Raw genomic sequence first — 14699 nt, 5'->3', positions numbered from 1 at the left:
GCGTCCAGCTTGTCGAAGCGGCGCGTGGCGGCGGCGGCGACCCGGGCCTGACGCGCGGCGGCGCGCTCGGCCGGCGTGACCGCGCCGTCCCTGTCGGCGTCCATGGCGATCAGGGGCGCGATCCGCGCCTCGACGAACTCGGCTTTGGAAAGGCGGCTGTCGCCGTTCGTGTCGGCCCGCATGAGGCCCGGGCGCGCGTCCTGCGCCGAGGCGGCGCCCGCGATCAGCATCAGGGAGGCGGCGGCGAGCCCCGCGAGAAGTCTGGTCCTGTTCATCTCGATCTCCGGCGGCGTCGGAACGGTTCCGCGCCGTGTTCGGAGGGTTCAACGTGGGCCTGACGGTTCTCCGTCGCGGTCGGCTGCGGCATCGCGGGGCGGCGGCGGCAGGACCGCATCGAAGGCGGCCCGGGCGGCCGCCCTTTCGGCCTTCAGCCGCTCAACAAGGCTCTCGAAATCGGGCGCCCCCGCCGCCAGGGCCAGCCGTCTGCGGAAGGGCTCCGGCTCCTCTTCCGGGTCGGGGCGGTCGTCGAAGGCGCAGGCGAACAGCTGGCCCAACCTCTGCTGCAACCGCCAGGCCTCGGCCAGGACCGGGTCGCCGGCCAGTTGTTCGAGGGTGTAGGGCGTCAGAGCGCCGCCGGACGCTGCGGCCTGAAGCTGGCGGTACTGGCCGACGAACTCGGCGTCCACCAGACCGCCGGGCGACAGTTTCAGATCCCAGAAGCCGGACGGCCGCCGCTCCCGATCCATGAGGTCGCGCATGGCCCGCACGTCGCGGGCGACGTCCACGCCCGGCCGGGGGCGGCGCAGCACCGCCTCCAGCGTCGCCTGCACCTGTTCGCCGAACGTCGGATCGCTGGCCCAGGCGACCCGCGCCCGGGTCAGGGCCATGAACTCCCAGGTATCGGCCTCGGCGGCGTAGTAGTCCTGCATGGCCGAGAGCCGCACCGACACCGGGCCCTTGGCCCCGGACGGTCGCAGCCGCATGTCGACCTCATAGAGCCCGCCCTCGGCCGTATGGGCCGACAGGGCCGAGATCAGCCTCTGTGTGAAGCGGATGTTGAAGACATCGGCCGACCAGCCCTTGAGCGACGACGTCGCCTCGGGCGGCGCCGCATAGACGGTCATCAGGTCCAGATCCGACCCCGCCGTCATCTCGCCCGATCCGGCCTTGCCCAGGGCGATCACCGCCGAGGCGCCGGGGAAGTCCCCGCCCAGCCGCACCGTCTCGGCCAGGGCGGCGTCGGCCAGCACGCGCATCACCGCGTCGGCCAGGTTGGTGAAGGCGCGTCCGGCGGTCTCGGGCCCCACCCGCCCGCTGAGGGTCTGGATGCCGATCCGGAACTGCTGCTCGCGGTGCAGGCGGCGCACGGCGTTCATGGCCCCCTCGAAATCCCCGGCCTCGCCCGCCTCCTTGGCCATCTGGTCGAACAGGCCGGTCGAGGGGCCGAGCTCGGCATGGAAGCGGGCGTCCAGCATGGAATCCAGCGCCGCCGGATAGCGGCCGAGCGTGCGCGCCAGCCGGGGGGCGAAGGCCATCACCCCGACGACCAGTTCGAACAGCTCCGGCTGGTTGAGGAACAGGGCCTGAACCTGAACCCCCGAGTTCATCCCCGCGAAGAAGGTCGCGAAACGGGTGAAGGCGGCGTCCGGCGCCCCCGTCCTCGCCACCGCCTCCAGCAGCTTCGGCGCCAGTCGGGTGAAGAGCTCGCGCCCGCGCGCCGTCCGCGTCGCCGGGATGCGGCCGTGGTGCCAGTTGCGGATCGCGTCCGAAACCGCGGCCGGCTGGGCGAAGCCCATCCGTTCCAGGGTCTTCAGCGTCTCCGGATCGTTCTCGACCCCGGTGAAGACCAGACTGCCCCAGGACGAGGACAGATCCTCCTCCCCCTCGAACAGCTCGCCGTAGCGGCGATTGACCCCGATCAGCAGGGACTGGACGCTCTCGTCGAACACGGCCAGGTCGCCCTCGCCCGACAGGGCCGCCACCGCCGCCCGACGCGCGCCGTCGGCGGGCAGGGTGTGGGTCTGTTCATCGTCCAGCATCTGGACCCGGTGCTCTAGCGACCGCAGCCGACGGTAGCCGCCGCGCAGCTCGTCGGCGACGTGGGGCGGCACATGGTCGGCCGCGACCAGGGCGGCCAGGGCGTCCTCGGTGCGGGGGCAGCGCAGGGACCGGTCGCGCCCGCCCAGGATCAGCTGCTGGGTCTGGGCGTAGAACTCGATCTCGCGGATGCCGCCGCGACCCAGCTTCAGATTGGCGCCCATGGCCACCATGCCGACGCCGGTCTTGTGGGCGTGGATCTGGCGCTTGATCGACTGGATGTCGAGCACGGCCTGGTAGTCGAGGCTGCGGCGCCAGACGAAGGGGATCAGGGCCTCGAGGAATTCCTCCCCGGCCGCGATGTCGCCGCACACCGCCCGCGCCTTGATGAAGGCCGCCCGCTCCCAGTTCTGGCCGACGGATTCATAATAGGCCAGGGCCATGGGCACGGCGACGACCGGCGGGGTCGAGGAGGGGTCGGGCCGGAGGCGAAGATCGACCCGGAACACATAGCCGTCGCCGGTCCGCTCCTGCATCAGCACTGACAGGGACTGGGCCAGCCGGTCGACGAAGCCCTGCATCTCCACCCCCTCGGCCAGGGCGGGCGCCAGCCGTTCCGGGTCATAGAAAAAGGAGATGTCGATGTCGGAGGAGTAGTTCAGCTCGTTCGCCCCGTGCTTGCCCATGGCCAGGGCGAACAGGCCGGGCACGGAGCCTGCCGCGTCGTCCGGCGCCGAGATCAGACGACCCCGCTCACGCAGGTCATGGGCCACGGCCCGGAGCGCCCCCCGGGTCGAGGCGTCGGCGAAGGCCGAAAGGGCGCCGGTCACCTGATCCAGATCCCAGACCCCGCCCAGGTCGCACAGGGCCGTCAGCAGGTGCAGCCGCGCCTTCAGCCGCCGCAGGGGCGCCTTGACCGTCTCGGCCCCGCCGTCCAGCGCATCGGTCTCGGCGAGGAGGACCGTCAGGTTCGCGTCCGGGTCGCCCTCCAGCATCTCCCGCAGCCGCTCGGGCCAGCGACGGGCCAGGCCGAACAGATAGGGGGAGGCGGCGAAGACCGGGGCCAAGGCGGGCCAGGCGACGTCCAGCACCGGCCGCCATCCGTCCGTATCCGCCGCCTCGCCGAGCCGCTCGAGGGCGCGGGCCACCGCCCCGGCGTCGATCACGGGGCCGCAGGGATGCAGTCGTTCGCCGAGCGGGCTCACGCCGTCGCCGTCGCGGGCGGCAGGACCAGGGCGACGCGCAGACCGGGACCGAAGCCGCCGTAGGCGCCGGGGCCCTCATCCAGCTGGATGCGGCCCTGATGGGCCTCCATCACGGCGCCGACCAGCGACAGGCCGAGACCCGATCCCGCCTCGGTCCGACTGTTGTCCAGTCGAACGAAGCGTTCGATGACGCGGGGACGGTCCTCTTCCGGCACGCCGGGGCCCGTGTCGGTGATGGAATATTCGATCTCGCCCGACGACCGCCGCCGCGCCCGCAGCATGACCGCCCCGCCAGATGGGGTGTATTTGATGGCGTTGTCGATGACGTTGGCCAGGGCCTGGGCCAGGAAGGGCCGGTTGCCTTCGATCATCAGGCCCTTGTCGATCTCGGCGGAGAACTCCAGCCCCTTGTCCTCGGCGGCGGGTTCGTAGAGTTCGGCCATGTCGGCGGCCAGTTCGGCGGCGTCGAACAGGGTCGGATCGGGCGCGCCCCCGGCCTGAAGCCGGGCAATGGCGAGGACGGTGTTGAAGGTCTTCAGGAGGCTGTCGGCCTCGTCCAGGGCCACCGACAGGGCGTCGACGCCCGAGACCTTGCCCGCCTCGGCGTCGATCAGGGCGACCTCCAGCCGGGCCCGCATCCGGGTCAGGGGCGAGCGCAGGTCGTGGGCGATGGCGTCGCCGGCGTGCCGGATCGAGGCCATGGAGGCCTCCAGCCGGTCCAGCATGCCGTTCAGGCCGCGCCCCAGCTCCTCCAGTTCGTCGCCGCCCTCGACGGGACCGCGCGCGGGGTTTCGGAGGGGCACGCGCGCCTTCAGGTCGCCCTCCTGCACGGCGTTGACCACGGTGTTCAGCCGGCCCATCGACCGTTCCAGATTGCGGCTGACGATCAGCCCGCCCGTGGCGCCGAGCAGAAGCACCATGCCCATGGCCATCCACAGGGCCTGCGTCAGCCGGCCGAGATAGGCCTCGGTGTCGCCCAGGTCCTGACCGACGAACAGCCGCTCGCCGCCCGACAGCTTCATCTCCACGCCGAAGCCCTGGCGGCGTTCGACCGTGCCGTCGGCGGCGGTGTCGGTGAAGGTGAAGGTGTCCCAGACGCGCTGCTCGCCGACATCCCGGTCCAGCGGCGAGTCCGACAGGCTGGTGGTGATGATCTCCCCGTCCCGGCCCGCCAGCACATAGAGATAGTTACCGCCGCGCACGACCCGCTCGACCAGGGCCGAGTTCAGGGCGTCTGGGCCGCGCGTGCGATAGATGGCCATCAGACTGGCCACCTCGGTCTCCACGTCCGTCCGCGCCCGCGCCCGCGCCTCCTGGGCCGAGGCCACATAGACATAGGCCAGGATCGCGGCCGCCGCCGCCGCGAACAGCGCGAGGAAGAGCAGCGTCAGCCGGAAGGGCGTGCGGCGAAAGAGGGAGGGAAGGCGCATGGTCCTGGTGACTAGTGAAGAGTGAGTAGTGAGTAGTGAGTAGCGGATTTCGATCGTTCGCCGCTCCCGACGACCCAATGATCACTACTCACTAGTCACGACTCACTAATCACTTCTAGGCCTCCAACCGATACCCCGCGCCGCGCACCGTCTGGAGCATGGCCTTGTCGAAGCCCTTGTCGATCTTGGAGCGCAGGCGGCTGATGTGGACGTCGATGACGTTGGTCTGGGGGTCGAAATGGTATTCCCAGACCTTTTCCAGAAGCATGGTGCGGGTCACGGACTGGCCGGCGTGGCGCATCAGGAACTCCAGCAACTGGAACTCGCGCGGCTGCAGGTCGATCTCGGTCGCGCCGCGATGCACGGTGCGGCCGATCAGGTTCATCTCCAGGTCGCCGACCTTGAGCACGGTCTGGACCCCGCCGGTCTCGCGACGGCGGGCCAGGGCCTCGACGCGGGCGATCAGTTCGGCGAAGGCGTAGGGCTTGACCAGATAGTCGTCGCCGCCGGCCTTCAAGCCCGTGATCCGGTCCTCGACCTCGCCGAGCGCCGACAGGAACAGGACGGGCGTCTGATCGCCGTCCTTGCGCAGTGTCTCGACCATGCCGATGCCGTCCAGGCGGGGCATCATCCGGTCCACGACATAGACGTCATAGCCGCCGCGCTGGGCCTCCAGCAGGCCGTAGGCGCCGTCGGGCGCGTGGCTGACCTGATGCCCGGCCTCGGTCAGGCCCCGTACCATGGCCGTCGCGGCCTCCGCATCGTCCTCGACCACCAGAATCTTCATGGCTCACTCCCCCCGGCCTGAGCCGGAATCAAAATCGCCGCCGATGATTGCACATCGGCGGCGATCTGGTGAGTTAGGGATTATTCAGCTTTGGAAAGCTCCAGGGCCAGCAGGATCGACTGGGACTGGCCGGGCGTCCGGACCCGCAGCAGGATGCTGGGCCGGCCGGCCGCGCGTGCGGCGTCCACCGCCGCCTTGAACTGTTCCGGCGTCGTGACCGGACGGCCGAAGGCGGTCTGGATCACCGATCCCACGGGGAACCGAAGCTTGCCGGCCTCGGAGCGCGGCGCCACGGCGGTGACGACCACGCCGGAGACATCCGCGCCGAGGCTGTAACGGGTCCGGAGGGCCGGGGTGATGGCCGAAACCGTCAGGCCTTCGGTTTCCTGTCCGGGGGTGGCCGGCGCCGTCGGGGAGCCGTCAGGGCCAGTCCCGCCGCGCAGGGCGTCGAGTTCCGACTCGGGCGGACGACGACCCGAGATCACGGTCAGGGTCTGGAGGCGTCCGTCGCGATAGACCTCGAGGCGGACCCTGTCCCCGACCGAGGTCGCGGCGACCGCGCGGGTCAGGACGTCGCCGGTCGCGGTCGGCTGGCCGTTGACCGAGACCACGACGTCCGCCGACTGCAGGCCGCCCTTGTCGGCGGGGCCGCCCGGGGTCACGTCGTTGATCAGAACGCCCTTGACCGTGGCGGGCAGGCCCAGCGCGTCGCGCTCGCCGTCCGTCATGGTGCGCATGGAGACGCCCAGATAGCCGCGCTCGATGGCCTGACCGCTCATCAGCTTGTCGGTGATCGGCTTGGCGATCGAGGCCGGGATGGCGAAGCCGATGCCGACCGAGCCGCCCGTCGGCGAGATGATCGCCGAGTTCACGCCGATGACCCGGCCGTAGATGTCGAAGGTCGGGCCGCCGGAATTGCCCCGGTTGATGGCCGCGTCGATCTGGATGAAGTCGACGAAGCCGCGCGACTGGCCCGACGGGTCCTGACGGCTCATGGCCGAGACGATGCCGGCCGTGGCGGTGCCGCCCAGGCCGAAGGGGTTGCCCACGGCCACGACCCAGTCGCCCACGCGGGGCTTGGCCTCCTCCTCGAAGCTGACGAAGCTGAAGTCGTCGCCCTCGACCTTGATGACGGCAAGGTCGGTGTTCTCGTCACGGCCGATCAGTTTGGCGTCCAGCTTGCGGCCGTCGGACATGACCACCTTGATGGTGATGGCGTCCGCCACGACGTGGTTGTTGGTGACGATGAAGCCGTCCTTGGTGATGAAGAAGCCGGAGCCGGCGCCCTGGGCCGTTTCCGGCTCGGCTTCGGCGTCAGGCTCGGCGCCGCGCGGATTGGGGATCACGAAGCCGGGGAAGCCGGGGATCTGGAGACCGCCGGCGGGGCGTTCGACGCGGGATTCGACCTCGATCTGGACCACGGCCGGGGCGACCTGTTGCACGATGTCGGCGAAGCTGAGGGGCGCGCCCTGGGGCGGGGCGAAGGCGAGGCCCGAGGCTCCCGCCGACGGGATCAGTTGGCCGGGGCGGCCCTCGGCGTTGGCGGTCGGCCAGCTAATGACCCCGCCGGCGGTGGCGCCCGCGGCGATGATCAGGCCGGCGGCGGCCCCCAGAATGAACTCCTTGCGCTTCAGCATCGTCGTCCTTGAAACCCTGTGATGATCCGCCACGCGGATCGTTCGGCTGTTGATATAGACCCTTCAACGGATTGGCCAACCGCCGTCCGTCAAATGATCGCCCACGAGGCTTGAGCCCCGCAGACGTTAGTCGTGGGGCCGGTTTGCGTCAGGATCGGGGCGATCCGAGCCCTCGGCCAGCAGAGCGTCCAGCCGCCGCTGTTCGTCCGGGGACAGAGGGGCGGCCGGCTCGGCGCGGCGGCGGCCCCGGACGAACATCACGGCCAGCCCGGCGACGACCAGGGCGAACGGCCCGAACCACAGAAGCCAGGTCGTCCACCGCACCGGCGGTTTGAACAGGATGTAGTCGCCCCAGCGCCGCACCAGATCGTCGCGCACCGCCTGATCGGAAGCGCCCGAGGCGATCTCCTCGCGCACCAGACGGCGCATGTCGGCGGCGATCCCGGCGGGGGAAGCGGCGATGGATTCATGCTGGCAGACGACGCAGCGCACGTCCTCGAACAGGGCCTGGGCCCGCGCCTCCTGCGCCGCGTCCGGCTGGGGGCGGTCGGGCGGCGCGGCGGGTTCCTGGGCGAGCGCCGGGCTCGCGCCCAGCACGATCATGGCTGACAAGATCGCCAGCCGGTTCACGCCTTCACCTTCCGTCGCGCCCCGACGCCCAGCCGCAGGCGCCGGTCCAGCAGGGAGAGCAGGCCGCCCAGGGCCATGATGGCCGGACCGAGGAAGATCAGCCGCGCCCAGGGGTTCCAGTAGAGCCGCACCGTCCATGCGGGTCGGCCGTCACGCCCGGCCCGACGCTCGCCCAGCACCACATAGACGTCGTCCAGCCCCCGGAAGTCGAGGCCGACCTCGGTGGTGGTCTGGCCGCCCGTGGGGAAGAAGCGTCGCTCGGCGGTGATGACGCGCGGGGCGGCGCCGTCGGCCCGGGTCACCGTCAGGGTCCCGCGCTCGGCCAGATAGTTGGGGCCCTCGACGATCTTGACCTCGTCCAGCCGCGCGACCCAGCCGCCGGCCGCGACCGACTGGCCGGTCGAGAGGGCCAGGGCCGCCCCGGCCTTGAAGGCCGTTTCGGCCACGGCCCCGAGGACGAAGACGCCCAGTCCGGCGTGGGCCAGGGTCATGCCCCAGGCGGCCAGGGGCAGGCCCCTGGCGCGGCGCAGGGTCTCGCCGGCCGGGGCGCGGAACAGGCGAACCCGATCCGCCCATTCGGCCAGGGCGCCGAGGATCAGCCAGGCGCCCATGGCCAGGCCGGCGGCGGCCATGGCCTTCTTCGGCTCGAACATCAGCCAGCCGAGGAAACCGCAGGCCACGGCCAGACCGGCGGCGACGGCCAGCCTCTGGGCCACGCCCCCGAGGTCGCCCCGCTTCCAGGCCAGGAGAGGACCGGCGGGCAGGATCAGGAAGGCGCAGGCCAGCAGCGGAACGAAGGTCAGGTTGAAATAGGGCGGGCCGACCGAGATGGTCGAGCCGTTCGCCGCCTGCAGGATCAGGGGATAGAGGGTGCCCAGCAGGACCGTGGCCGTCGCCGCCGTGAGGAAGAGGTTGTTCAGCACCAGCCCGCCCTCGCGGCTGACGGGGGCGAAGACCGCGCCGCCCTTCAACTGGGGCGCGCGCCAGGCGAACAGGGCGAAGGCGGCGCCGGCGGTCAGGCCCAGGATGGCCAGCAGGGTCAGGCCGCGCTCAGGATCGACGGCGAAGGCGTGGACGCTGGTCAGGACGCCCGACCGCACGAGGAAGGCGCCCAGCATCGACAGGGTGAAGGCCAGAAGGGCGAGAAAGACCGTCCAGCCGGCCAGCCCCCCACGCCGCTCGGTGACGATGGCGGAGTGCAGCAGGGCCGCCCCGGCCAGCCAGGGCATGAAGCTGGCGTTCTCGACCGGATCCCAGAACCACCAGCCGCCCCAGCCGAGCTCGTAGTAGGCCCAGAAGGAGCCCAGGGTGATGCCGAGGGTCAGGAAGACCCAGGAGGCCAGGGCCCAGGGCCGCACCCATCGCCCCCAGGCCGGCCAGAACCCCTGACCCAGGCCGGCCAGGGCCCTGCCCTCGATCAGGGCCGCGACGGCCAGGGAGAAGGTCACCGAGAAGCCGACATAGCCCAGGTAGAGCAGGGGCGGATGCACGGCCAGGGCCGGGTCCTGCAGCAGGGGGTTCAGCGACGCGCCCTGGAAGGGAGTCGGGTCCAGCCGCGCGAACGGATTGGAGGTGAAGACGGTGAAGGCCAGGAACAGGGCCGACAGCCCGCCCTGCACCGCCACGGCCGAGGCTTTCAGCCCGATGGGCAGGCCAGTCCCACCCTCCGTTCGCGCCCGGGCCAGAAAGGCGCCGAAGCCGGTCATGACCAGGCACCAGAGCAGCAGCGACCCCTCATGACTGCCCCAGGCGCCGGCGACCTTGTAGAGCATCGGCTTGTCGGTGTGGCTGTTGGCCGCGACATTGGCGACCGAGAAGTCCGACGTCACGAAGGCGTGGATCAGGGCGCCGAAGGCCACGGCGACCGCCAGGGCCGAACCGATCGCCGCCCCCTGTCCGCCGCCCGCCAGCACCGGGCTGGACAGACGCCGCCCGACACCCGACAGCACCGCCTGAAGGACCGACAGGACAAAGGCCAGCAGGAGGGCGAAGGCCCCGACCTCGACGATCATAGGCTGGTCTGGGCGCTACGCTCGGCTCGCGGAGCCTCGCTGCTTGAGCGCATATTCGATGGGGCGATCGACGCCTCCTCCTCCGGCCGCCATTCGCCCTTGGCCTTCAGCCGGTCGGCGACCTCCTTGGGCATGTAGGTTTCGTCATGCTTGGCCAGGACCTGGCGAGCGACGAAGCTGCGGTCGGGCTGGAAGGTTCCTTCCGCCACGATGCCCTGCCCCTCGCGGAACAGGTCGGGCAGGTCGCCGCGATAGGTGACGCGCGTGGTGGCGGCGTTGTCGGTGACGGAGAAGGCCACCTCCGCGCCGTGGTGGACGACGCTGCCCGCCTCGACCAGACCGCCCAGCCGCACCGAGCGCCCGGCCGGCGCCTTGTCCGCCGTCGCCTCGGACGGGGAGAAGAAATAGGTGACGTTGTCGTTCATCGCCCACAGCGACAGGCCGGTGGCGAGCGCCAGCACGGGCGCCACGGCGGCGACGACCCACAGGCGACGGCGCGCCTTCGGCGATCGGGGAAGCCAGCTCATCGGGGGCATTGTCCGCAGGCGGAGAGGGTGGGCCGCGCATATAGCGCCGGGTGGAGAGGGGGCAAAGGGGTCATCCAGCCGCGCCCGTCGCCGACAGACCGGCCAAACGCCGCTCCAGATCGATCCGGCGGGGGTCGGACGGGTCCAGCGCCCGGATCAGCGGCGTCCACAGGAGGCGCACGGCGTTCAGGTCGCCCCGCTTCATCTCCGCCTCGCCGAGGAAGTAGCGGGCGCCCAGCTGGTCGGGATCGCGCCTAAGGGCCTCGCGGAAGGCGGCCTCGGCGTCCAGGCCGATCTCCCCGTCCTGGGACCGGACCAGACTTTCGCCCAGCCGCGCCCAGCTCTGGGCGTCGTTCGAATCGAGCGCCAGGGCACGCCGGAAGGCCGAGGCGGCGCCGACGGCGTCTCCGGCCTGGAACCGGGCGGCGCCCAGCATCGTCAGCATGCGCCGGTCGTCGGGTCGGGCGCGGACCTCGCGCTCCAGTACGGCCGCGACCTGGACCGGCTCCAGAGGTTCGGTCGAGTTGGCCCAGGTCTCGACCCGCTCCGCATAAGGCTGATCGGGGAAACCCGGCTCGGCGAGAAGAAAATAGAGCCCCAGGGTCGCGGCCACGGCCAGAACCACCCCGGCCGCGAGAATGCGCCGATCGTTCCGTCCTGCCCGGGGGGCGGATGGGATTTCGGGTCGGTCCAGCCAGCGCCGGCCGGCCTCGGCTCGGGCCTGGTTCCACTCGGCCTCGCCCAGGAGCCCGTCCGCGTGCAGGCGGTCCAGGGCGGCGAACTCGCGCCGCGCCGTCTCCGCGGCCAGGGCGTCGTCAGACCCGGCCGGGGCCGCGCCACGCCGCGCGCCGCCGAAGATCAGGAGCGCCGCGAGGCTCGTCGCCAGGGCGGCCAAGGTCCAGAACATCATCATCGCCGAGCGCTCTAGCCCAAATCGGCAGCAGGCGCGATGTCCGCCGCGTCGCAGTCGACCGATCGGAGATCAGGCGGCGCGGACGCCTCCGCCCGAGGGGCGCAGGGCGGCGAGGCGGCGGCGGACGGTGCGGGCTTCCGCATCGGCCTCGATCCGCTCCAGCAGGTCGGCGATCAGCAGGATCCGCGCCGAGGCCAGGTCGGGATCGCCGGCCTCTCCGGTGCTGAGCGCCTCGACGGCCAGGTCGGCATAGCCGGCCAGGTCCGAGACCAGATCGGTCAGGACGGCCTGTCGGCGCGCCTCGCAGCCGAACCGGGCCGCCGCCCAGCGCACGGCCGCGATCAGATCCGCTGCGGCCGTCGCCGCCTCTACATCCGGGGGCGACAGCGCCTCGTCCAGCCGCGGGACGCGCCGCGTCATTCGCCCGGCGGTCTGGGCGTCCCGCAGCGGCAGGACCTTGGCGACGATGCGGGGCGCGGCGCCCAGCCGTTCTTCGATCATTCTGGCCACGGACGCCTTCGACGCCCCGACACGTCGGGCCCATTCGCCCTGGGGGTCGGCCTGAACGGCGACGGCCACGGCGTCGAGCACCGATCCGACCCAGTCCAGGTCGCGGCGGAAGGCCGCGACGGGATCGCCGAGGCGGAAGGTCGCGATCCGCCGCGCCCGCTCGTCGAACCCAGCCAGGATCCGCTCCACGATCACCGATAGTTCGGAGTGTTTCAGCATGGCCTCGGCGCCGAGCCCGCCCGCGTGGACGGTCAGACGCAAGACCTGGGAGGCATCCTCGACATGGGCCGCCATGATGTCGAGCAGTCGCCGCACGCCGTCGACATCCACGGCCGCGGCGTCGCGCACCCTCAGGCGGAACTCGGCCAGCCGATCCTCGTTCGGCCGGACGATCCACTGGTCCAGGTCCTGGATAGCGGCGTGGGCCAGCATGCCCATGTCGCAACAGGCGGCCAGTTCGGCCAGGCCGGTCTCGCGCGCCGCGATTTCGCTGTCCAGCGCCGGCAGGGGCCAGATCACCTCAGGCCGTTCGCGCACGATCCGGGCGGCGATGTCGTAGAGACGGCCGCGCGCTAGGGCGCGCCGGCTGGAGTCCTCGTCATTCAGGCTGTCCAGCATGGGCAGATGCGCGACCCCGCAGTCGGCGGCAGCGCGCCAAAGACGCGGCAGGACTCCGGCGGGAAAGGTCAGGAAGGCCAGGCCGTCCCGGCGCGGGCGGAAAAGGGGGATCAGGGCTCGGAACGCCGTGGAGCGACGATGACGATCCTCGATCGTCTCCTCCAGCATCTGAACCAGCTCTTCGGCGCGTTCGCCGCTCATCTGGGCGACGGCGGCGCGCATGACCCCCACGGCGTCGTCGGGAATCGCCTCGATCACTCGGGCGAGGGAAGCCTTTGCTCCGACCGTGAGTCCGGCCATGTCGTTGCAGCTCCGGTCCGCCGCCCACATGCGACGGAGACACGCGGAGGTTGCCGCAAGAAGTTAAGGAAGTTGTGAAGAAAATCAGTCTTTTGCGGAAATCAGGGTTTCTCTGTCGGCCCCTCTGTCCCGCCTAATCGCCTGCAGCAGGCAGTTCCAGCATCACCTTCAGCCCGCCCAGATCGCTGGCGGCCAGGGTGACGCGACCGCCGTAGGCCCGGGTCAGGTCGTCGACGATCGACAGGCCCAGACCTGATCCGGGCGCGGCCTCGTCCATGCGCGCGCCGCGCTTCAGCGCCTGCTCGCGCTGAGCCTCGGGCAGGCCGGGACCGTCGTCCTCGACCACCACGATCATCTGGCCCAGGCCGTTGGGGCCGGCGGAGACGCGCACACGGCGGCGGCTCCATTTGCAGCCGTTCTCGATCAGGTTGCCGAGGATCTCCTGCAGATCCTGGCGCTCGCCCAGGAAACACAGGCCGTCGGGCGCCCGCCAGTCGATCTCCACCGCCTTGGACTGGAAGACGCGCTCCAGCATCACGGCCAGTTCGTCCAGCACCTCGGCCACATCGGTCTTTTCACCCAGGCCGTGGGCGGCGCGGGCGGCGGCGCGGGCGCGGCGCAGATGGTGATCGACCTGGCCCTTCATGATCTCGGTCTGACGCCGCACCAGTTCGGGCAGGGGCCCTTCGGTCGTGCCCGCCTCGGCCAGCATGACCGAGATCGGCGTCTTCAGCGCATGGGCCAGGTTGCCGACATGGGTGCGCTGGCGCTCGACCACCTCCTGATTGTGGTCCAGCAGACGATTGACCTGATCCGCCAGGGGCTGGATCTCGACCGGATAGGCGCGCTCGACCCGCGCGGCCTTGCCCTTGCGGACATCGGCGATTTCGGTGCGCAGATCGAACAGGGGGCGCAGGCCGATCCGCACCTGGATGAAGACCGCCGCCACCAGTCCCAGGCCCAGCAGGCCCAGGGCGATCCAGGTCAGGCGGGCGAACTGGCGGGTGTCGGCGTCGATGTTCGACCGGTTGATCGCGGCCAGGAAGATGACCGGATGCTCATAGCGGGGAATCGACTTCATGCTGGCGGCGACGCGCAGGGGCTCGTTCGCGGACGGACCGACGGCATTGAAGCTGACGACGTCGCCGAAGGCGTTCTCGAGGCGGACCGCGAGATCCGGCGGGACCTCAAGCTCCGAATACTGCAGGGATTCAGAGCGGGCCAGGGTGGTCAGCCGTCCGTCCGCCTCGGGCTTGAGCACGGCCCAGTATTTGCCCGACAGGAGCCTAAGCGTCTGGGCGTCGGCGATCTGGGGGATGGGCTCGTCGGCCGGGGCGCGGGCGGCGGCGACGACGATCTCGTTGACCGTGTCGGTCAGCATGTTGCCGAGCCGGCGCAGGGCCGAATCCTGGAAAGCCTGGGTCAGGGTCAGGCCGGCGACGATCAGGGCCAGGACGATCCAGGCCGAGGCCAGCCAGATCAGGCGTCGGGTGAGGGACCGTCCGGGCCGGCCGAACCAGCGTCCCCAGCCGTCGCGACCCGCGCGCAGCTGCGCCTCGCGAGGCGTCTCGGCGGTCACGCCGCCTCGGATTCGCCGGGCAGGGGCGTCAGCCGATAGCCGAGGCCGCGCACGGTCTCGATCCGGTCCGCGCCCACCTTCTTGCGCACCCGGCCGATGAAGACCTCGATGGTGTTGGAATCCCGGTCGAAGTCCTGATCGTAGAGATGCTCGACCAGTTCCGTGCGGCTGATGACCCGGCCCTGATGCATCATCATGTAGTGCAGCAGCCGGTATTCCAGTGAGGTCAGACGCAGGGGCTCGCCGTTGACCGTCGCCCGGGCCGCGCGTGGGTCCAGGCGCAGACCGCCGCACGACAGCGTCGCCGAGGCCACGCCCGCCGAGCGGCGCAGCAGGGCGCGCAGCCGGGCCAGAAGCTCCTCGGTGTGGAAGGGCTTGGTCAGGTAGTCGTCGGCGCCGGCGTCGAAGCCTGAGACCTTGTCCGACCAGGCGCCGCGCGCCGTCAGGATCAGGACCGGGGTGGTCTTGCCGTCGCGCCGCCAGCGCTCCAGCACCGACACCCCGTCGATCTTGG

General features: G+C 71.1%; 11 protein-coding genes and 1 pseudogene. All 12 read right to left on the bottom strand.

From position 1 onward, the window contains the following. Positions 1 to 275 (bottom strand): annotated as a pseudogene (locus ACT6QK_RS12935) (EF-hand domain-containing protein); the annotation flags it as partial. 48 nt (positions 276 to 323) lie between these two features. Further along, positions 324 to 3242 carry a bifunctional [glutamine synthetase] adenylyltransferase/[glutamine synthetase]-adenylyl-L-tyrosine phosphorylase gene (locus tag ACT6QK_RS12930; protein WP_444598233.1) on the bottom strand — a complete coding sequence of 973 codons (2919 nt, stop codon included), beginning with the start codon at positions 3240 to 3242 and terminating at the stop codon, positions 324 to 326. Beyond that, on the bottom strand, positions 3239 to 4672 hold the full coding sequence (locus tag ACT6QK_RS12925; RefSeq protein WP_444598232.1) for an ATP-binding protein: 1434 nt from the start codon (positions 4670 to 4672) through the stop codon (positions 3239 to 3241). The genes ACT6QK_RS12930 and ACT6QK_RS12925 overlap by 4 nt, the downstream gene beginning before the upstream one ends. Positions 4673 to 4787: 115 nt before the next feature. Continuing rightward, positions 4788 to 5459 carry a response regulator transcription factor gene (locus tag ACT6QK_RS12920; protein ID WP_444598231.1) on the bottom strand — a complete coding sequence of 224 codons (672 nt, stop codon included), beginning with the start codon at positions 5457 to 5459 and terminating at the stop codon, positions 4788 to 4790. 80 nt (positions 5460 to 5539) lie between these two features. Beyond that, a complete protein-coding gene (locus tag ACT6QK_RS12915; RefSeq protein ID WP_444598230.1) occupies positions 5540 to 7096 on the bottom strand; it encodes a trypsin-like peptidase domain-containing protein in 1557 nt (518 codons plus the stop codon). Between the two features lie 126 nt (positions 7097 to 7222). Then, positions 7223 to 7726: a cytochrome c-type biogenesis protein gene (locus tag ACT6QK_RS12910; RefSeq protein WP_444598229.1), complete on the bottom strand. Its 504-nt coding sequence runs from the start codon at positions 7724 to 7726 to the stop codon at positions 7223 to 7225. Next, a complete protein-coding gene (locus tag ACT6QK_RS12905) occupies positions 7723 to 9738 on the bottom strand; it encodes a heme lyase CcmF/NrfE family subunit (protein ID WP_444598228.1) in 2016 nt (671 codons plus the stop codon). Before ACT6QK_RS12905 ends, ACT6QK_RS12910 begins: the two co-directional genes overlap by 4 nt. After that, the gene (gene ccmE / locus ACT6QK_RS12900) at positions 9735 to 10265 is read right to left on the bottom strand and encodes a cytochrome c maturation protein CcmE (RefSeq protein ID WP_444598227.1); all 531 of its coding nucleotides are present in this window, start codon (positions 10263 to 10265) and stop codon (positions 9735 to 9737) included. Before ccmE ends, ACT6QK_RS12905 begins: the two co-directional genes overlap by 4 nt. A gap of 70 nt (positions 10266 to 10335) precedes the next feature. After that, on the bottom strand, positions 10336 to 11172 hold the full coding sequence (gene ccmI, locus ACT6QK_RS12895; protein WP_444598226.1) for a c-type cytochrome biogenesis protein CcmI: 837 nt from the start codon (positions 11170 to 11172) through the stop codon (positions 10336 to 10338). 75 nt (positions 11173 to 11247) lie between these two features. Further along, entirely contained in the window at positions 11248 to 12606 is a 1359-nt protein-coding gene (locus ACT6QK_RS12890) for a hypothetical protein (protein WP_444598225.1), read from the bottom strand. Between the two features lie 133 nt (positions 12607 to 12739). Then, positions 12740 to 14185, bottom strand: coding sequence for a sensor histidine kinase (locus tag ACT6QK_RS12885; RefSeq protein ID WP_444598224.1), 1446 nt, complete (start codon positions 14183 to 14185; stop codon positions 12740 to 12742). Next, on the bottom strand, positions 14182 to 14699 hold a 518-nt coding region (locus ACT6QK_RS12880; protein WP_444598223.1), incomplete at its 5' end, for a winged helix-turn-helix domain-containing protein. The genes ACT6QK_RS12880 and ACT6QK_RS12885, both read right to left, overlap by 4 nt.

This window comes from Brevundimonas sp. (assembly GCF_052436175.1).
Classification (GTDB): Bacteria; Pseudomonadota; Alphaproteobacteria; order Caulobacterales; family Caulobacteraceae; genus Brevundimonas.
The sequence above is the reverse complement of the archived record's forward strand: the minus strand, read 5'-3'. Positions and strand labels throughout refer to the sequence as shown.